Below are 20592 nucleotides of genomic sequence, written 5' to 3'. Positions count from 1 at the left end.
TATAAAATGCTAATAAAGAGGTGCTACATGTTATTTCAAAAAGAAAATTTATTAGTTAGATATGTAACAAAAGACGATGCACCTATCATTTCAAAATGGTTAACAAATCCAGAAATTTTACAGTATTACGAAGGAAGAGATAATCCGCAGTCTGTAGAAAAGGTACTCGATCATTTTATACATAATCCAAATAGTAATGAAAAAAGGTGTTTAGTAGAGTTCAATGAAATACCGATCGGTTACATACAAATATATCCTGTTGATTCCGAATGGAAAGCGTTATATGGATATGAAGAAATGAAAAATGTGTGGGGAATGGACCAATTTATCGGTGAACCAGCGTATTGGGGAAAAGGGATTGGAACAACCCTTGTTGAAGCGGCAATTACATACATTATGGAGAGCTTAGGAGCAGAAGCGATAGCGATGGATCCTAGAGTAAATAATGTACGTGCGATAAGCTGTTATGAAAAATGCGGATTTAAAAAAGTGAAGATTTTAAAGGAACATGAACTGCATGAGGGGAAATTAGAAGATTGTTGGATGATGGAATATAAACAATTATAATGATTTATGAAAGGGCTTATACAAACAAAGGGAGCTGTGTGAAATGAAAAAGGCATTACTAGTTATTGATGTGCAAGCGGGTATGTATACAGCAGGAATCCCAGTACATAATGGGGAAAAGTTTTTAGAAACGTTGCAAGAGCTTATTGGGGAATGTCGTTCAAATGGTATTCCGGTTATTTATGTACAACATAACGGGCCAAAAGATCATCCGTTAGAAAAAGGTACAGATGGCTGGAAAGTACATGCGGCGATTGCACCGCAAGAAGGGGACAATATCATTGAAAAGACGACGCCAGATTCATTCCATAAGACGAACTTAAACGAAGTGTTACAAGAAAAAGGGATTGAGCATGTTATTATTTCAGGAATGCAAACAGAGTACTGTGTTGATACGACAACGCGCAGAGCGTTTAGTGAAGGATATAAAGTAACATTAGTGAGTGATGCGCATAGTACGTTTGATACAGATGTATTGCGTGCTGAAGATATTGTAAAGCATCATAATGTTGTGTTTGGATCATTTGCGGATGTTGTTGCATTGAAAGATCTAAAAGTAGAAGCGTAAGTATTGAAGTGGCTGTCTCTAAATGGGGGCAGCTTTTTTATTAGAGGATAGGTCGTCAAACATTGTCGATATTCTTTGTCGAATCGTTGATATAATTAGAGTTACGATAGATATATTCAAAAAATCGTTAATATAATTTCATTCACCGTATTGATATTACAAAAAATAAAAAGGAGCGCCACATCGTCAAAAATTCGACGGATGAGACAGCTCCTTTTTTGCACCAGTAATTATGGCTTTATTTCTTCTTATCTTTATCCAACACATTCTGTTCTTCAGCAAACTCCGTACCATATGCAAACCGGCGATTAATTCGAATGTTATCATTGTTGTGCCTTGAGTGGGAATTAGAAAAGCGATGGACGATTACTTCTGATAATGTAAAGACGATGGCAGAAAGGATACTGCCCCATGCAATTTGCATGTAGTTGTCTAATAAAATATTACCGAAAATCCAGACGCTTAAATACGTAAGTAAGAAATCCGTCATAATGGCAGCGGAATTGCCAATTCGATTTAAAATAATTTTATCAACAAACATATAAGAAACGATTGTGACGAAGAGACTAAAAGAAATGATTTGGACGAGCGTTGCTGGGAAAAATAGAGCTAGTCCGATACTAAAAGCGATGATGCATGATATAAATTTGATAAGTATTACAGTAATATCACTCAATATTTACACCTCCCATTTATACATAGTTTTACAATAAATTCAGGAGTTCATACATTGGAACGGTTTAATTTATATAAAACTTTATCACGTCGAAATTTTATCTAAATATTAAAAAAACAATTAAAAAATGTTATAGTAAAATGAGAGCGTATGACATTTTAGGTAAGGGGGAATCCGGGATGTGGATTACTTCAGAAGTAGAAATTCCAGATGAGTTAATCGATCACCTTGAACAAGGGAAGTTAGTATTATTCGTTGGAGCAGGAGTTTCTATGAAGGGGAAATCAAACTTACCGAATTTCGATGATTTAGTTGATGAAATTTCGAAAGCTTTATATGTCGAAAGGCGTGAGATGACAGAACCCCACGATTATTATCTCGGTAAAATTGCGAAAACGAAAGATGTGCATCAAGTTGCAAGAGACCTCGTTAATATAGAAAAATCAAAACCAAATCCATTACACTATGCGATTCCAAGGCTGTTTCCGTTAGATACGGATGTTCGAATTGTAACGACAAACTTTGATCAACATTTTACGTCTGTAATTACAGAAATGAATAGAGAGCTGAATATTTATTATGCACCTGCTTTACCGACAGGGAGAGCGTTTAAAGGATTGGCTTACATACATGGGAATGTAGAACAAGAGAAAGAAGCTTTAATTTTAACGGATGGTGATTTTGGAAGGGCTTACTTAACAGAAGGATGGGCGAGACGATTTTTAGTTGATTTATTTTCAAATTACACTGTTTTATTCGTTGGGTATAGTCATAATGATCCTGTAATGAAATATTTAGCAACAGGCTTACCACCGAGTACAAGGCGTTATGCTTTCGTCGCACAAGGGGATAATACATATCATTGGGAGCATTTAGGGATAAGACCGATTGTGTATCCGAATAAAGCAAATAATCATCAGGCACTTGTGAAAGCGGTGAAGCGGTGGGCGGAATTAATGGGGGATAATTATATTACGAAAAGAATGCGTATTCGTGATATTGTAACCGTACCTCCATCAGTAGAGCAGGAGCAATTATCCTATATAAAACAGTCAATAAAAAAAATTGAAACCGTTCGGTACTTCGTTGAATTTGCTCGTGATTACGAATGGGTAGAATGGCTTGAAGCGGAAGGGAAATTACGAAATTTATTTTTGCTTACAGCAAATTATGATGAAGTAGATGAATTGCTTGCAGAATGGTTAGTGGAGCAATTTCTATTTAGTCATCAAAAAGAACTATTTCAATTGATTTTTAAAAATCATTCTAAAATATCCCCGTTATGGTGGCGAACAATTTGTACTTACTTAAACGAAACGAAAGAAGCGATGGACCCTTTGTTGTTTGCAAGATGGACATTACTTTTATTAGAAACAGCAGAGAAAGATAGTAGCTCTATTGAAATGATTTCATACTTATTGCAAAAATGTTCTTTCCCTGAGCATAAAGAAATTGGCTTGTTGTTGTTAACGTTTATTTTAGATGGAAAACTAAAATTGAAGCGTGTAAGAAGATGGGGAAATGATACGCAAGAGTCGATTGAACTCGAGGAATCGAGTCGTATACCAATGCCTATTTTTTCTCATGTGGAGCGAATTTGGAAAGAGAAAATGAGACCACATATTACTTACTACGCAAATCCAATTATGGTTACGGGGTTAGAAAAAATACAACTATTGTCATTAAGACAAAATGCACTGAAAAGAAGAGATAGAGAAATTTCAGAGCAGGAGTTACAGCAAAATGATTTTACGTTTTTAATTCAAATTGTAAAAGAGTGTCTTACATATTTATGTGAAAACAATGAGAAAAAAGCGAATTATTATATTACAGAAATGATAGAAACAGATAGTGTACTTCAAAAGCGAATTGCGATTGAAGCAATGAGTAAAAATGTATTCGTTACTGCGGATGCCAAACTGAAGTGGTTACTACATGAAGGTCTTCTGCTAGATGTCACATATAAACATGAAGTGTTTCAACTTTTAAAGAATTATTATGCAGATGCTTTAGAAGAAACAAAAGAGGAAATTATTCAAACTGTATTAGAACATCTTGCAGAAGAGAGGGCGTTTGATGCTTGTCTCGTTCTAGATACATTATTTGCATGTGATTCGAATAGTCGATGCACGATAGAAGGATATGAATTAATGAAACAGAAGCACCCTCATTTTTCTTCTGATCGATACAGTGTTCCAAAGAAAGAATATATTGAACAAAGCATAACTTGTAATGTAACAGCTGATGGATTACTACAGCTGAAAGACGATGAAATAATGAAGCAAGTTCGGCAGTTCTCTCAAGATGGTGTTTTTGAACAACGCCATTTTGTAGAGATGTTATCAAAAGCATGTAAATTAAATGTAGAGTGGAGTATTTCGTTTGCTTATCAACTAGTAGGCGTACATGAAATTAGTAATGAAGTTTGGTTTGTTTGTATTAGAGAGTGGAGAAATAATAGGAATTTAACGAGTGAGCAGATTCAAAGGATCATTCCGTTATTGCAGAAGTTTGTTAGAAATACTACTTTTCATTGGTTAATTAGTAGTTTTCTATATGAAATTAGCAATCGATTAGAAGAGCTAGAAGAGAATAGTATACGGGTTATAAAACGCTTTGCTTTTTCAGTATTTCCACAAGTTATGAGAGGGGAAACGGATTTTAAAATTGGAAAACAAGAGTTTTACAATGAGTCTATACAGCATCCTGTTGGGAAGATGACCGCTGTATTACTAAAACTGTTATCATACGATCACTTATATGATCGTAATGTGTATGAATATTTATTTTTATTTGAGGAACAGGTAAGGGTTACTTCGGAAAGAACGAACTTTATGTTAGCCCGTTTAACAGCAGATATTACGTTTTTATACCATATTGAGAAGCAATGGTGCCGAAAATATGTATTACCTTACTTAGATTTAAAGAAAGAAAATGAGTTGACCAAGTATGCGTGGGCGGGATTATGTTATACGCAAATTAATTTACCTTTATTTACAGAGATGAAGAGATATATTAAATATGCGGTAGAGCATTTAGAGCTGCTACATCCGTATACGAGAGAAGCGTTTTTAAAATGGCTTAGTTTTGTATTTATTAAATGTGTGCTGTATTGGGAGCAAAAAACAGATTGGTTATATCCACTTTTAATGCAAGAAAACGAAGAGAATAAAATTAAATTTATGCAGTATGTATGCTACTACGTAAAAACGTTAAGCGGAAAAGAACAACAAAAATTTTGGACAGCGTGGCTACATGTATTTTTAAGAGAACGTCCGAAAATGGGCGTAATATCAACGAGAGAATATATGATGCTTTTACGTATTGTATTATGTATGGATGAGATTTTAGAAAAAGGGCTTTGTATTATTTCGAGTAAATTTCTAGGTGTAGAAGGGCAATGCAATCAAGAGGAAATGAAACAGTTATTTATTGAGATGCTTGAAAAGAAGGATAGCATGAAAGCGTATAAAGAACAGTATGCAAATGTGTTTTTCATTTTACTTCAAACACGTCAAGAAGCTGATTTACTTGAAAATGAAATCATACAAATAAAAGAACTATTAATCCAGTATGAAGTAGAAAAACATGTATTAAACTTAATTGAAAATGAGATGATTCGTATCGGAATTGTAATGGGGAATTTACAAGGGGAATTATAGGGCAGAAGTGGAATTTTTTTAAAAAAAATAAAAAGTTATTGACAGTGTTTTGAAAAGCGTTCTATAATACGAATCATACTTATTCAATTTCAAAAACATTTGAATAAACAAAGTGCAATGAAGAGATCACAGTAGTGGTTAGTCTTACTGTAACAGAGAGCTGGTGGTTGGTGTGAACCAGTACAGGGATAATCATGAATTACAGTCTTGGAGCATCTTTTTCGTAGTAAAGATAGTATTGTCTTTATGAAGAAAGAGCGGTCAAATGATCGTTAACAGTGAAGAGAGGTAGACGGAAAGTTAGTCTACAACTAGGGTGGTACCGCGATAAATATCGTCCCTACTGATTTATTCAGTAGGGACTTTTTGTATTTTAGTGGTCCAACTTGAAAATAAAATAGTCATGCGTTGAAAGGAAAAGGAGTAGTTGTTGTTTCCCTGTAACAGAGAGCTGGTGGTTGGTGCGAACCAGTACAAAAACAAGAGCGAATTACAGTCCTGGAGCATCTTTTTCGTAGTAAAGATAGTATTGTCTTTATGAAGGGAAAGACGGTCATATTGATCGTTAACAATGAAGAGAGGTAGACGAAAGAAGTCTACAACTAGGGTGGTACCGCGATAAATATCGTCCCTACTGATTGAATCAGTAGGGATTTTTTGTACAAAAAAAGTGATTTTTAACTAGTAGATAGTGTCTTTATGGTAATTATTAGTTTAAAATAAGAAGAGGTATCGATTCCACGAAGAAATTGTATAATTTATCAGTTCAGAAAATAGAGAATTTTACATTCTCTTACTATACTTTTAAAACATTAGAGGAGGATTTCCAAATGGCAAATCATGAATTAGATCAATTACGTAAACAGGTAGATGAAATTAACTTACAACTATTACACCTTTTAAACAAACGCGGTGAAATCGTTCAAAAAATTGGAGAGCAAAAACAAGTACAAGGTACGAAACGCTTCGATCCAGTACGTGAGCGTGAAGTGCTTGATATGCTTGCAGAGCATAACGAAGGACCATTCGAAACGTCAACGGTTCAACATATTTTCAAAACGATTTTCAAAGCAAGCTTAGAATTGCAAGAAGATGATAACCGTAAAGCATTACTAGTTTCACGTAAAAAGAAAAAAGAAAATACAATCGTTAATGTTAAAGGTGAATTGATTGGAAACGGAACACAAACGTTCATTATGGGACCTTGTGCGGTAGAAAGTTTAGAGCAAGTTCGCCAAGTAGGGCAAGCGATGAAAGATCAAGGACTTAAATTAATGCGCGGCGGTGCTTTCAAACCGAGAACATCTCCATACGATTTCCAAGGTTTAGGAGTAGAAGGTTTACAAATTTTACGCCAAGTAGCAGATGAGTTTGACTTAGCAATTATTAGTGAAATTTTAAATCCGAATGACGTAGAAATGGCGCTAGAATACGTTGATGTAATTCAAGTTGGAGCACGTAACATGCAAAACTTCGATTTACTACGAGCTGTAGGTAAGGTTAACAAGCCAGTATTATTAAAACGTGGTTTAGCAGCAACAATTGATGAGTTCATTAATGCAGCGGAATACATTATTGCACAAGGTAATGACCAAATTATTCTTTGTGAGCGCGGTATTCGCACATACGAAAGAGCGACACGTAACACATTAGATATTTCAGCAGTACCGATTTTAAAGAAAGAAACACATTTACCAGTTATCGTAGACGTAACACATTCAACAGGGCGTAGAGATTTATTATTACCAACAGCGAAAGCGGCACTTGCAATTGGAGCAGATGCAGTAATGGCGGAAGTACATCCGGACCCAGCAGTTGCGTTATCAGATTCTGCGCAACAAATGGATATTCCAGAATTCCATAGATTCATGGATGAGTTAAAAGGTTTCAAAAATAAATTATCTTAATTCCATATCATATATGCGCTGAAGAGGAAATAGTAGTGCTTATCTCACTGTTAAAGAGAGCTGATGGTCGGTGTGAATCAGTACAAAGGTAAGCATGAATTACAGCCTTGGAGCATCTTTCCCGCCAGCTTTTGAAGGGAAGGACGGTCAAACGATCGTTAAAGAAGAAGAGAGGTAGACGAAATAAGTCTACAACTAGGGTGGTACCGCGATAAACATCGTCCCTACTGAGCGCTCAGTAGGGACTTTTTTGTACAAAAAAATAATAAAGGGGTAAGAGAAATGAGATACATTACAGCTGGAGAATCACATGGTCCGCAGTTAACAGTTATTTTAGAAGGTGTACCAGCAGGTTTAACATTAACAGCGGAACATATTAATAAAGAATTATTAAGAAGACAAAAAGGGCATGGGCGCGGAAGACGCATGCAAATTGAAACAGATACTGTTGAAATTGTAAGTGGTGTACGTCACGGGATGACACTCGGTTCACCGATTACGTTAATCGTAAAAAATGATGATTTCAAACATTGGACGAAAGTAATGGGCGCAGAACCAATTTCAGAGCAAGAAAGTAAAGAAATGAAGCGTACGATTACAAAACCACGTCCAGGACATGCGGATTTAAACGGGGCAATTAAATACGGTCATCGTGATATAAGAAACGTATTAGAGCGCTCTTCTGCAAGAGAAACGACTGTTAGAGTTGCGGCTGGTGCAGTTGCGAAACAAATTTTGAAAGAACTAGGTGTGGAAATCGCAGGACATGTTCTTGAAATTGGCGGTGTAAAAGCGAAGCCTATTACTCAGTTGCCGATAGAAGAAATTCAAACGATTACTGAAAACTCACCTGTTCGATGTTTAGATAAAGAAGTAGAACAAGAGATGATGGATGCGATTGATGATGCGAAAAGTAGCGGAGATTCAATCGGTGGTATTGTTGAGGTAATTGCAGAAGGTATGCCAATTGGAGTTGGTAGCTATGTTCATTACGACCGTAAATTAGATGCAAAACTTGCCGGGGCTATTATGAGCGTGAATGCGTTTAAAGGTGCTGAAATCGGAATTGGTTTTGAAGCGGCAAGACAGCCAGGAAGTAAAGTGCACGATGAAATTATATGGGATGAAGAAAAAGGATACACGAGAAAAACGAACAATGCCGGCGGTTTAGAAGGCGGTATGACAACGGGAATGCCAATTGTCGTAAGAGGCGTAATGAAGCCAATTCCTACATTATATAAACCGTTAGCAAGTGTAGATATTGATACGAAAGAAGCGTTCCAAGCGAGTATTGAAAGATCTGATAGCTGTGCAGTACCTGCAGCAGGTGTTGTAGCTGAAGCTGTTGTTGCGTGGGAACTTGCAGATGCACTAGTCGAACAATTCGGAAAAGACCGCATGGAATTACTAAAGCAAAACATTACGCAACATAACAAATACGCAAAAGAATTTTAATGAAAAGGCGGGGTTAACATGCGAGTAAAAGATCAACTATCATCATTACAACCGTATAAACCAGGTAAATCACCAGAGCAAATGAAAGAAGTATACGGGAATCATTCATTTGTTAAGTTAGCATCAAATGAAAATCCATTTGGCTGTTCACCTCGTGTTTTAGGAGAATTACAAAAATCGTGGCAGGAACATGCATTGTATCCAGATGGCGGAGCTACAACGCTCCGTCAAACGATTGCAGAGAAATTACAAGTGAAAATGGAACAAGTGCTTTGTGGTAGTGGGCTCGATGAAGTCATTCAAATTATAAGCCGTGCAGTGCTCAGAGCAGGAGATAACATTGTTACTGCTGGTGCAACATTCCCTCAATATCGTCATCATGCGGTTATTGAAGGATGTAAAGTGAAAGAAGTTCCTTTAAATAACGGTGTATATGATCTAGACGAAGTTTCTTCAGCAATTGATGAACATACAAAAATCGTTTGGATTTGTAATCCGAATAATCCGACAGGCACATATGTTAATGAGCAAAAATTGACTCAATTTATTGAAGGTATTAGTGAAAATACGTTAATTGTCATTGATGAAGCGTACTATGAATACGTAACAGCAAAAGATTTTCCAGAGATATTACCACTTCTGGAAAAGCATAAAAACATTCTTGTACTTAGAACATTTTCTAAAGCATACGGATTAGCTTCTTTCCGCGTCGGATATGCAATTGGACAGGAAGAGTTAATTGAGAAATTAAATGTTGTCCGTTTGCCATTTAACGTATCTTCATTAGCGCAAAAAGCGGCAACGATTGCCTTTAGTGATGAAGCGTTTATTGAGGAAATAGTACGTATTAATAAAGAGGGATTACACCAGTACGAAAGTTTTTGTACAGAAAATGAAATCCCGTTTTATCCGTCGCAAACGAACTTTATCTTCTTACCAGTAGATGATGCTGGAGAAATTTATGAATCTTGCGCGCACGCTGGTTTTATTATTCGTCCGTTTCCAAATGGCGTGCGCATTACAATTGGAACAAGGGAACAAAATGAGGGAGTGATTTCAGTGTTAAAACAACACTTTGAAAATAAAAAAAGTAAGTCTCGAGATGAGGCAAATGTGTAAAAAGGTAGTATTAATTGGAACAGGATTAATAGGAGGCTCACTTGCATTAGCGATAAAAAAAGAGCACGATGTAACGATTACCGGCTATGACATATTTAAAGAGCAAGTAGAGCGCGCAAAAGAATTACATGTAGTTGATGAAGTAGCAGTAGATTTACAGAGTGCATGTGAGGAGGCACATTTAATTGTTTTTGCCTCTCCAGTTGAAGAAACGAAAAAGTTATTACACAAACTTGCATCATTTCATTTACGAGAAGATGTTATTGTTACCGATGTAGGAAGTACGAAAGGGACAATTATGAATGAAGCGGAAGCTTTATTATCAAAGAAAGTTTCTTTTATCGGTGGACATCCAATGGCAGGCTCTCATAAAACTGGTGTTGAAAGTGCAAAGGCGCACCTTTTCGAAAACGCATTTTACATTTTAACGCCAATGAATCACGTGCAGGCTGATCAAGTAGATGAGCTAAAAGGATGGTTAAAAGGAACAGGTTCACATTTTCTCGTTTTAAATACAAAAGAACACGATTATGTAACTGGCATTGTTAGTCATTTTCCGCATCTAATCGCAGCAGGATTAGTAAAACAAGTTGAGAAACATGCAGGGGATAACCCACTTATTCATCAACTGGCGGCAGGTGGATTTAAAGATATAACACGCATTGCATCAAGTAGTCCGAAAATGTGGAGTGATATCGTAAAACAAAATCGCGGTCATTTATTGGAACTATTAGAAGAATGGATCTCAGAAATGGAAGAGTTATATAAGACGGTTTCTAAAGGAGATGCAGGAGAAATACAAAGCTATTTTGCAGATGCGAAAGAATACCGTGACTCTTTACCGGTGCGAAAGAGAGGCGCAATTCCTGCCTATCACGACTTATACGTCGATGTTTTAGATAAAGTAGGGGCATTAGCTCATATTACGAGTATTTTAGCAGAAGAAGAAATTAGCATTACAAACTTGCAAATATTAGAAGCGCGCGAAGGATTGCTTGGGGTGCTTAGAATTAGCTTCCAAAGAGAAGAAGACCGCATGCAGGCAAAGCTGGCGCTAGGAAAAGAAGAATACCAAACGTATGAAACAATTTAAAAAAGAAGGTGAGAACGTGAAGGGAACAAAAATACAACCTGTAACTAATGGATTGAATGGAATAATTACAATCCCAGGTGATAAATCAATTTCGCATCGCGCTGTCATGTTTGGCGCAATTGCAGATGGAAAAACAACAATTAAAGGATTTCTTCCTGGTGCGGATTGTTTAAGTACGATTTCTTGTTTTAAAGAAATGGGAGTAGAGATTACGCAAAATGAAGACGAAGTTACGGTAATTGGAAAAGGATTAGAAGGTTTACAAGAGCCAAAAGCTGTATTAGATGTTGGTAATTCTGGTACAACGATTCGATTAATGTCAGGAATACTTGCAAACACACCATTCTTTTCTTGCGTGCAAGGTGATGCTTCAATTGCGAAGAGACCGATGCAGCGTGTAACAAATCCACTAAAGCAAATGGGCGCAAAAATTGATGGTCGAGAAGAAGGAACGTTTACGCCGCTAACAATACGCGGAGGAGATTTAAAAGCGATCCAATATGCTTCACCTGTCGCAAGCGCGCAAGTGAAATCAGCTATTTTACTTGCAGGTCTTCGTGCTGAAGGTGTAACAACTGTTACAGAACCTCACGTTTCGCGTGATCATACAGAAAGAATGCTTGAGGCGTTTGGCGTTACAGTAACTCGCGAAGGGAAAACTGTAAAACTAGCTGGTGGACAAAATCTAAAAGGAACAGACGTTCAAGTTCCGGGTGATGTATCATCTGCGGCATTTTTCTTAGTAGCAGGTGCAATTATTCCAAATAGTAAACTATTATTACAAAATGTAGGAATGAATCCGACTCGTACAGGTATTATTGATGTTCTTGAGAAGATGGGTGCTACGTTTACTGTAGAGCCAATTAACGAAGGTGCATCAGAGCCAGCTGCAAACATTACAATTGAAACATCGTCACTGAAAGGAATCGAAATCGGCGGGGATATTATTCCGAGACTAATCGATGAAATTCCAATTATCGCCTTAGCAGCAACACAAGCAGACGGAATTACAGTCATTAAAGATGCACACGAGCTAAAAGTGAAAGAAACGAATCGTATCGATACAGTCGTTGCTGAACTAACGAAACTAGGAGCTCGCATTGAAGCGACCGACGATGGAATGATTATTTACGGTAAATGTAAGCTAAAAGGAACTACAGTACATAGTCACGGTGATCACCGCATTGGAATGATGCTTGCGATTGCTGGCTGCATTGCTGAAGGAGAAACAACAATTGAAGATGCAGAAGCAGTAGGTGTATCGTATCCTACATTTTTTGAAGAGCTTCAAATATTAGCTAAATAAATTGATGAGAGGCAGATGCGTAATGTATCTGCTTTTTTATATAAGATAGGTGTCGATATTCTTTGTCGAAGCGTCGATATAATTTCATTCACTGTACTGGAATATTAAGAATTATGGTACAATTCAAACAAGGAATGGAGGAGAAATATATGAACGTTATACAATTAAAAGAAGATAAGTTTAGAGAAGCATTACGTTTATCAGAATATGCTTTTCAATATAAAGCAAATGAAGAATCGGTAGAGCAGAAAATTACACGAATGAAGGAAAGTCATCAAATATACGGCATTATGGAAGGTGAAGAGTTAGCGGCAAAACTGCATCTTATTCCGTTTCATACTTACATAGGAAAAGAAAAGTTTAAAATGGGCGGCGTTGCAGGGGTAGCGACGTATCCAGAGTTTAGAAGAAGCGGATATGTAAAAGAGTTGCTTCAGCACTCCCTTCAAACGATGAAAAAAGATGGATATAGTGTATCGATGCTACATCCATTTGCCGTTTCATTTTACCGTAAATACGGCTGGGAACTTTGTGCGAATCGCCTTACATGTCATATGACGAAGAGCGATTTAGTTATGAAAAAACAAGTGAATGGTACTGTGAAACGATTCAATAAAGAAAATCACCCAGAAGAGGTCGAGAAGATCTATGAAACATTTGCAGAACGTTTTTCTGGTATGTTAGTTCGAGGGTCTAAATGGTGGCTACAAGCGGTATATCATGAATTAACATTGGCAGTTTACTATGATGAAAATAAGAATGCAGCTGGTTACATTTTATACAAAATAGAGAATTCTAAAATGACAGTAGAAGAATTTGTCCCATTACATAATGAAGCGAGAAATGGCCTTTGGAATTTCATTTGCCAACATGATTCTATGATAAAAGATCTAGAAATGATACTAAGTGAGACAGAACCACTTCTTTACACATTGCAAGAGCCACGAGTGAAGGCAGAAATTAAACCATATTTTATGGGTAGAATTGTAGATGTGGAGCAGTTTTTAAAGCAATATGAGTTTAATTGGAACAATGCGCAGCAAGAAGTGATCTTACAGATTACAGATTCATTTGCTCCGTGGAATAACGTATCAGTGAGACTTGCAAATCATGAAATAACAATTATGAAAGAAGAAACAATAGATAAAGGAATTAGGCTGGATATTAATGCGCTATCTACAATAATGTTTGGCTACAAGCGCCCATTAGAACTAAATGAACTGGAATTAATTAGTGGAAGCGAAGAGGAGATACGAGTATTTGAAAATGTAGTACCGGTGCGTGAAGCATTTATATATGATTTCTTTTAATTTGGAAATATGAAATCGAGCTGTCTCCAAAAGAAATTTTGGTACAGCTTTCTCTAATCGTTGTCAGTTTTTGTCGGTGAGTCGATATATCTTGAAAATCGCTGATATAATTTTATTCACAATCATGGGATATAAAAATGCTACATTACTTTGTCGCACACTTGACTTTTAACCCATGTAATTTATAATTAAAAACGGAATGAATTTTCATTCCTGGAAATTGAGGTGGGAAAAGTGGCTAAAAATAAACAAGAGGATATTTTTGATGCTGCGATGCAACTTTTCGCAGAGCGAGGTTACGATGGTACGACGATTCCGATGATCGCTGAAAAAGCTAATGTCGGCGCTGGTACTATTTATCGCTATTTTGAAAATAAAGAGGCACTCGTTAACTCATTATTTTCAGAAAGTATGTTACAACTATCTGAAACAATAAAAACAGATTTTCCTGTTGAAGCAAATATTCGTGAACAATTTAGTCATACGTATAATCGTTTATTTGAATTTGCGAGAAACAATGTGGATGCTTTTCTTTTTACAAATTCTCACTGTGATAGTTATTTTCTTGATGAACAGAGTAAGAAAATATTTGACGACTTTATAGGATTTTTTATGAATATTATAGAGGGTGGGATTGAAAAAGGCCTTCTTCGTCCATTACCTCCAGTTGCTTTAATTATTATTGTATATCAGCCGCTTGAAAAATTAACAAAAGTAATGGCGACAGGGCAATTAGAATACTCAAAAGAATTAGTAAAAGAATTGGAAGAAAGCTCTTGGAATGCTATTAGAATCATTTGATTCTATAGCTTTATAAGGATAGGAATGAACATTCATTCCTAAATAGATATGAAAATTGGAGATGATATGTTTGTATAGCTAAAGGAATGAATATTCATTCTGGTAAGAGTAGTTTAATAGCGTTTATAAAATAATTTAATAGGAATGAACGTTCATTCCAAAATGATAGTTTTCAAATAATAGGAATGAATATTCATTCCGAAGGAAACATAAACCTCTAAAAGTGGGAGATGATTAATATGAGCAAGTTAAAAAGTTGGAGAAGTTTATCTTTTCTATTATGGATAGTTATTACTATTACAATGGTCGTAACGATGCCTAATATGGATAAATTAGTGAAAGAAAAAGGGCAAATTACGATTCCTAATACAGAACAAAGCAGTATTGCTGACAAAATGATAAAAGAGATGGATAAAGAAGGGGCTCAAAAGTATGAAATTATAGCCGTTTTTAATAGTGGAGATAAAAACGCTTTAACGAAGGAACAAAAAGAGGAAATAACAAAAACAATCAACGCTTTACAAAATGAAAAAGAGCAATTGGGAATTAAGGAAGTAGTTTCACATTTAGATAATAAAGATCTTGAGAAACAATTAGTTTCTAAAGATAATACGACTATTTTAACGCAAATATCGGTAGACAAAAAACATGGTGAAATATCAAAAGTTGCAAATGTACTTCATAATAAAATTAAACCGAAAGGAGTTAAAACGTACTTAACAGGAAGTGATTTAATAGCGGGTGATTTTCTTACATCCTCTCAAGAGGGAGTGAAAAAGACAGAAGTTATTTCAATCATTTTCATTCTTGTAGTATTAATCATTGTATTCCGTTCACCAGTTGTTCCGATTGTTTCTCTTCTTACAGTTGGTGTATCGTATTTAGTCTCAATGGGGATTATTTCTCATCTTGTAGATCAATTTAATTTTCCGTTTTCTAACTTTACGCAAGTATTTGTAGTTGTCGTACTGTTTGGAGTGGGAACAGATTATAACATTTTATTATATACGAGGTTTAAAGAAGAATTAAGTAAACAAGAAAATGCATATTTAGCTACGAAAGAAACATTTAAATCAGCAGGTAAAACCGTTTTATATAGCGGAATTGCAGTGCTAATTGGTTTTGCAGCACTTGCTTTAGCAAGTTTTAAATTATATCAATCTACTTCAGCGGTAGCAATTGGTGTCGCAGTATTACTACTCGTATTAACCACTTTAAATCCATTTTTCATGGTGCTATTAGGAAAAGGAATGTTTTATCCAGTTAAAACATTTAAAGGACATGAGGATAGTCGTTTATGGGGATTCTTTGCGAAAAATTCAGTAGCAAGACCATTTATCGCTTTAATTATTGTATTAGTGATATCGATTCCTTTCGTATTAAAATATTCTAACACGCTTAATTACAATGATTTATTTGAAGTGGATAATAAATATGAATCAAAAATGGGGATTAACGTAATAGAAGAGCATTTTTCGCCTGGTTTTTCTTCACCAAGTACGTTAGTCATTCAATCGGATAAAAAGTTAGATGAGGCGACTTCTCTACAAACCTTAGATGAACTAACTGATAAAATCTCGAAAGTTAAAGGAGTTTCAGAAGTATATTCACCGACGCGTCCAACCGGTGAAAAGATAAAAGAATTATATTTAAACAAACAGGCAGGAGAACTAAATACAGGATTAGGAGATGCCAATGGTGGCATAAAAGAAATTAATGATGGTTTAACGGATGCTAAAAATAAAATGGGTGGTAATGACTCAAATAGTCTTGCGAATGTTCAAAAGTTAATTGATGGAACGAACGAGGCGAAAAATGGGGTATCGGCATTAGGAACAGCTTTAAATCAATTATCGAATGGAATAAACGATGGAGCACAAGGAGCGAAGCAAATTGAGAGTGGGTTAGCTTCATTAAACGAAAATATAAATGTGTTATCTAATGCAACTTCGCAACTTCATGCTGGTTATGCTCAGCTAGAAAAAGGTTTAAGTTCTTACAATCAATATTTCGGAAGTATTTCTCAAGCGATTGATGGTGCGAAAAAAGGATACGAACAAATTGAAATGTTAATGAACAATTTCATTCAAACGAAACCAGAATTAGCAAATGATCCTAACATTCAGCAAACATTAGGAATTGCAAAGGAAGCTCAGAAGCAATTAAGTGTACTTTCAAATGAATTAAATCAATTAGCAACGCAGCATAAAGCAGCAATGGGTTCATTTAAAGAAGCGAATCAGTCGTTACTGAAAGTAGATAAAGGTTTAAAAGAAATGAATAATGGCGTTACACAATTACAAAAAGGCGCTGGTGAGCTGGAAAATGGATTAAATGAAGGAGCCACAGGTTCAAAACAAATTGCAAACAAATCAGCTGAGTTAAAATCCGGTTTAACGAAAATAAATGATGGGCAAGGACAGTTATTAACTGGGCTTAAGGATTTGCAAGAAAAGATGGGGCAATTACAATCAGGCTTATCTAAAAGTACAGAAGGTTTAGGCAAAGTAAGTAACGGTCTAGGAGATGCTCAAAAATATTTAGGCGAGCTTAATGAATCAAAAAGTTCTGAGAAATTTTATATTCCAAAAGAAGTTTTAGAGGGAGAAGATTTCCAAAAAGCTTTGAATACGTACATGTCACATGATAGAAAAACTACTAAAATGACAATCATTTTAGATGTAAATCCGTATTCAAAAGAAGCGATGCCAATTATTCAAGAAATTAATAAAACAATAGATGGTACTTTAAATGGAACTGAAATAAAAAGTACGAAAAAAGCAATTGGCGGGACAACAGCTAGAAACGTTGATTTAAAAGAAGTAACCGGGCAAGATTTCTTACGTACTGCTACGATTATGTTAATTGGTATTACGCTTGTTTTAATCGTGATCACACGTTCATTCTTAAACTCAATCTTTATCATTGGATCGTTAATTTTAGCGTACTTTGCATCGCTTGGTATTAGTGAACAAATTAGTGCACATGTATTAAACGTAGAGTCATTAAGCTGGAATGTTCCATTCTTTAGCTTCATTATGATTGTCGCTTTAGGAGTGGATTATAGCATTTTCATAATGATGCGATACAATGAGCTAGAAGGGGATTCAGTAACGAAAATTGTAAATGCATCTCGTCATATAGGAGGAGTCGTATTATCAGCGGCACTTATTTTAGGCGGGACATTTGCAGCGTTAATTCCTTCAGGTGTATTAACGCTAATACAAGTGGCATTAGTTGTTGGCATTGCCCTTATACTACTAGCTTTAATTGTTATGCCAATTTTATTACCAGCTTTAATAGGGTTAACGAGTAAAATACAAAGTTATAAAAAGAAAATAATTGATACGAAGTAATAAAAAACTGTAGAGAGTGTGTTCTCTACAGTTTTTTATTGAAAAACAGAGTGAAGAACGTTTGCGAATAAACGGAAAAACACTTTCTAATATATGGTGAAATATAGTTAGGGAGATGCGGAAAATATCCACGCTCTTTTTTGCAGTAGGAGGGGTTTATGGGTAACAACCAGATCATTCGTTTATTGTATGGTATTTTAAGTTTTGTTGGGGCAATTATATTCTTGAGGTTGTGTGAATATCTTTTTGATATTAATTTGTATAACGAAATGACCGATTCATTTATATTCTCTTTTTTAAAATACATAATATCCCAATGGAATATCGTGTGTTTCCGTTTGTTTCGAGTATTGTTACTAGTATTATGTAAATAACATTTCTTTAAAACGCTGTATTAGCTAGTAAATCAATATAATAACCACACTATAAAAGTAATCAATCGTTGCTATTCATCCAGCTTCTACTATATAATAGCTATAGTCTACAATAATTGAGTCGTAATATGCGATTTTTTAGGACAATCGGTGAGAAAACGCTGAAATAAGCGGTATTAGTAGGAGGACACAAATGATTACAGTAAGTAACGTTAGTTTGCGTTTCGCAGATCGCAAATTATTTGAAGATGTTAACATAAAATTCACGCCAGGTAATTGCTACGGTTTAATCGGAGCAAACGGTGCTGGTAAATCAACATTTCTAAAGATTTTATCTGGAGAAGTTGACCAATCAACAGGTGACATACATATTACGCCAGGTGAGCGTCTAGCAGTATTAAAACAGAATCACTTCGAATATGAAGAGTTCCCTGCACTAGAAACAGTAATGATGGGTCACACACGTCTTTATAAAGTAATGCAAGAGAAAAATGCAATTTACATGAAAGAAGACTTTAGTGATGAAGATGGCATGCGTGCTGCAGAACTTGAAGGTGAGTTCGCTGAGCTAAACGGTTGGGAAGCTGAGTCAGAAGCTGCAATCCTTCTAAAAGGATTAGGCATCGGTGAAGATATTCATGATAAAAAGATGTCTGAATTAACAGGGGCAGAGAAAGTAAAAGTATTACTTGCTCAAGCTTTATTTGGTCAACCTGACATTCTATTACTAGATGAGCCTACCAACCACTTGGACTTAAAAGCGATCCAATGGTTAGAAAACTTCTTAATGAACTTTGAAAATACAGTTATCGTTGTATCCCATGACCGTCACTTCTTAAATAAAGTATGTACGCACATGGCTGACCTTGATTTCGGTAAAATTCAATTATACGTTGGTAACTATGACTTCTGGTATGAATCAAGCCAATTAGCATTAAAACTAACGCAAGATTCTAACAAGAAAAAAGAAGAAAAAGTAAAAGAGTTACAAAACTTTATTGCACGCTTTAGCTCAAATGCATCTAAAGCGAAACAGGCAACTTCTCGTAAAAAATTGTTAGATAAAATTACATTAGATGATATTAGACCATCATCACGTCGTTATCCGTTCGTTGGTTTCACACCAGAACGTGAAGTAGGAAATGACCTATTAACAGTTGAAGGTATTTCGAAAACGATTGATGGCGAAAAAATATTAGATAATGTGAACTTCACTTTAAATAAAGGTGATAAAGTTGCATTTATCGGACGTAACGATATTGCGATGACAACATTATTTAAAATTCTTATGGGTGAAATGGAGCCAGATAGCGGTTCATTCAAATGGGGTGTAACAACATCTCAGGCTCATTTCCCAAGAGATAACTCTGAGTACTTCGAGAACAGTGATTACACTTTAATTGATTGGTTACGTCAGTTCTCTCCACAAGATGAATCAGAAAGTTTCTTACGTGGTTTCTTAGGCCGTATGCTATTCTCTGGTGAAGAAGTAAAGAAAAACGTTTCTGTTTTATCTGGAGGAGAAAAAGTTCGTTGTATGTTATCTAAAATGATGTTAAGCGGTGCAAACGTATTAACATTAGATGATCCAACGAACCATTTAGACCTTGAGTCTATTACAGCATTAAACAACGGTTTAATCACATTTAAAGGAACATTACTATTCACTTCTCATGACCATCAGTTCGTACAAACAATTGCAAACCGTATTATCGAAGTAACGCCAAACGGTGTAGTTGATAAGGTAGCAACGTATGATGAGTTCTTAGAAAATGAAGAACTTCAAAAACAAGTTGATGCAATGTACAAAGGTCAATAATGAATGATTAAAACCCCCGCTCTCTTTTATGAGAGCGGGGGTTTTGTGTAATATTTTCAAGAAAAAAACATTCGTTTTAATATGAAGTGGTGGAGAGTTAAAATGAATAATTATTCAAAAATAACATTAGTGATGATAAGAAATTTTGATGTTGCACCTGAAGAAATGGTTTTTTACATTGGAAGGGACGAATAAAGTAACGGAAAATACTCCTGAAGTAGGAGTAAGTTAGGAAATTGTTGATCATCGTGATGGAAAAGATTATCGAGTAATTGGGGAAGTTAGTTATAAAGGATAGGATTGTAGAAAAAGTGTAGTTTGAGCAATTACTTCAAACTACACTTTTTCTTATGTGAAATATGTACCAAAATTGGAGATAGATTAGTTTGCAAATGAGGAAATAAAGGATTATAGTTTGTGGAGTCATAATTAGTGGATGAGTCTTGGGAGAAAACAGGAAATGTTACAAATGTATTTTGTTAAATAGAAACCAAGGTCAAAATGTTTAGAAAGAAATAGTTGAATAAATAATAACTTCAAATTATAATTACTAATATTCTTCATATAGTTAAATAAATA

The 20592-nt window shown here is 35.4% G+C and carries 13 protein-coding genes and 3 other annotated features; of the genes, 12 read left to right on the top strand and 1 reads right to left on the bottom strand.

What is annotated here, in order from left to right; genetic code table 11:
• Nucleotides 1-27 precede the first annotated feature (27 nt).
• A complete protein-coding gene (locus MHI07_RS13685) occupies nucleotides 28-567 on the top strand; it encodes a GNAT family N-acetyltransferase (protein ID WP_340824396.1) in 540 nt (179 codons plus the stop codon).
• Between the two features lie 43 nt (nucleotides 568-610).
• Nucleotides 611-1135: a cysteine hydrolase family protein gene (locus tag MHI07_RS13680; protein ID WP_340824394.1), complete on the top strand. Its 525-nt coding sequence runs from the start codon at nucleotides 611-613 to the stop codon at nucleotides 1133-1135.
• Nucleotides 1136-1373: 238 nt separating this feature from the next.
• On the opposite strand, the gene MHI07_RS13675 is transcribed toward MHI07_RS13680, so the two are convergent.
• Nucleotides 1374-1811: a YndM family protein gene (locus MHI07_RS13675; protein WP_002110461.1), complete on the bottom strand. Its 438-nt coding sequence runs from the start codon at nucleotides 1809-1811 to the stop codon at nucleotides 1374-1376.
• Nucleotides 1812-1990: 179 nt separating this feature from the next.
• Here MHI07_RS13675 and MHI07_RS13670 point away from each other — a divergent pair, with 179 nt between their 5' ends.
• The 10 genes from MHI07_RS13670 to MHI07_RS13625 all read left to right on the top strand — a co-directional run bounded on the left by MHI07_RS13670 (nucleotide 1991) and on the right by MHI07_RS13625 (nucleotide 20013).
• Nucleotides 1991-5473, top strand: coding sequence for a DUF4020 domain-containing protein (locus MHI07_RS13670; RefSeq protein WP_340824391.1), 3483 nt, complete (start codon nucleotides 1991-1993; stop codon nucleotides 5471-5473).
• Nucleotides 5474-5581: 108 nt separating this feature from the next.
• Nucleotides 5582-5818 (top strand) — a binding site (T-box leader).
• 54 nt (nucleotides 5819-5872) lie between these two features.
• Nucleotides 5873-6109 (top strand) — a binding site (T-box leader).
• Between the two features lie 194 nt (nucleotides 6110-6303).
• On the top strand, nucleotides 6304-7380 hold the full coding sequence (locus MHI07_RS13665; protein WP_002161401.1) for a bifunctional 3-deoxy-7-phosphoheptulonate synthase/chorismate mutase: 1077 nt from the start codon (nucleotides 6304-6306) through the stop codon (nucleotides 7378-7380).
• Nucleotides 7381-7389: 9 nt separating this feature from the next.
• Nucleotides 7390-7609, top strand: a binding site (T-box leader).
• A gap of 53 nt (nucleotides 7610-7662) precedes the next feature.
• Nucleotides 7663-8835, top strand: a complete 1173-nt coding sequence (gene aroC / locus MHI07_RS13660) for a chorismate synthase (protein WP_002161402.1) — start codon at nucleotides 7663-7665, stop codon at nucleotides 8833-8835.
• 18 nt (nucleotides 8836-8853) lie between these two features.
• Nucleotides 8854-9954, top strand: a complete 1101-nt coding sequence (gene hisC, locus MHI07_RS13655; RefSeq protein WP_340824387.1) for a histidinol-phosphate transaminase — start codon at nucleotides 8854-8856, stop codon at nucleotides 9952-9954.
• Complete coding sequence (gene tyrA / locus MHI07_RS13650; protein ID WP_340824385.1) at nucleotides 9947-11047, top strand: prephenate dehydrogenase; 1101 nt, start codon at nucleotides 9947-9949, stop codon at nucleotides 11045-11047. The genes hisC and tyrA overlap by 8 nt, the downstream gene beginning before the upstream one ends.
• A 16-nt stretch (nucleotides 11048-11063) precedes the next feature.
• Nucleotides 11064-12353, top strand: coding sequence for a 3-phosphoshikimate 1-carboxyvinyltransferase (gene aroA, locus MHI07_RS13645; RefSeq protein ID WP_340826901.1), 1290 nt, complete (start codon nucleotides 11064-11066; stop codon nucleotides 12351-12353).
• 149 nt (nucleotides 12354-12502) lie between these two features.
• Nucleotides 12503-13663, top strand: a complete 1161-nt coding sequence (locus MHI07_RS13640; protein WP_078174298.1) for a GNAT family N-acetyltransferase — start codon at nucleotides 12503-12505, stop codon at nucleotides 13661-13663.
• A 234-nt stretch (nucleotides 13664-13897) separates the two neighbouring features.
• Nucleotides 13898-14464 carry a TetR/AcrR family transcriptional regulator gene (locus tag MHI07_RS13635; RefSeq protein WP_016105167.1) on the top strand — a complete coding sequence of 189 codons (567 nt, stop codon included), beginning with the start codon at nucleotides 13898-13900 and terminating at the stop codon, nucleotides 14462-14464.
• A gap of 239 nt (nucleotides 14465-14703) precedes the next feature.
• Nucleotides 14704-17820, top strand: a complete 3117-nt coding sequence (locus MHI07_RS13630) for an MMPL family transporter (protein WP_078181104.1) — start codon at nucleotides 14704-14706, stop codon at nucleotides 17818-17820.
• 567 nt (nucleotides 17821-18387) lie between these two features.
• The gene (locus MHI07_RS13625) at nucleotides 18388-20013 is read left to right on the top strand and encodes an ABC-F family ATP-binding cassette domain-containing protein (protein WP_002161410.1); all 1626 of its coding nucleotides are present in this window, start codon (nucleotides 18388-18390) and stop codon (nucleotides 20011-20013) included.
• The last annotated feature ends 579 nt before the right edge of the window (nucleotides 20014-20592 follow it).

Origin of the sequence: Bacillus sp. FSL H8-0545 (genome assembly GCF_038006105.1) — a bacterium.
GTDB classification, from domain to species: Bacteria; Bacillota; Bacilli; order Bacillales; family Bacillaceae_G; genus Bacillus_A; species Bacillus_A cereus_U.
Note: the sequence above shows the minus strand (reverse complement) of the source record. Positions and strands in the feature narration are given on the sequence as shown.

Excerpts from the sequence above, each read along its gene's own strand:
- MHI07_RS13685 (WP_340824396.1), top strand. The coding sequence starts at position 28 with ATGTTATTTCAAAAAGAAAATTTATTAGTTAGATATGTAACAAAAGAC.
- MHI07_RS13680 (WP_340824394.1), top strand. The coding sequence starts at position 611 with ATGAAAAAGGCATTACTAGTTATTGATGTGCAAGCGGGTATGTATACA.
- MHI07_RS13670 (WP_340824391.1), top strand. The coding sequence starts at position 1,991 with ATGTGGATTACTTCAGAAGTAGAAATTCCAGATGAGTTAATCGATCAC.
- MHI07_RS13665 (WP_002161401.1), top strand. The coding sequence starts at position 6,304 with ATGGCAAATCATGAATTAGATCAATTACGTAAACAGGTAGATGAAATT.
- aroC (WP_002161402.1), top strand. The coding sequence starts at position 7,663 with ATGAGATACATTACAGCTGGAGAATCACATGGTCCGCAGTTAACAGTT.
- hisC (WP_340824387.1), top strand. The coding sequence starts at position 8,854 with ATGCGAGTAAAAGATCAACTATCATCATTACAACCGTATAAACCAGGT.
- tyrA (WP_340824385.1), top strand. The coding sequence starts at position 9,947 with ATGTGTAAAAAGGTAGTATTAATTGGAACAGGATTAATAGGAGGCTCA.
- MHI07_RS13640 (WP_078174298.1), top strand. The coding sequence starts at position 12,503 with ATGAACGTTATACAATTAAAAGAAGATAAGTTTAGAGAAGCATTACGT.
- MHI07_RS13630 (WP_078181104.1), top strand. The coding sequence starts at position 14,704 with ATGAGCAAGTTAAAAAGTTGGAGAAGTTTATCTTTTCTATTATGGATA.
- MHI07_RS13625 (WP_002161410.1), top strand. The coding sequence starts at position 18,388 with ATGATTACAGTAAGTAACGTTAGTTTGCGTTTCGCAGATCGCAAATTA.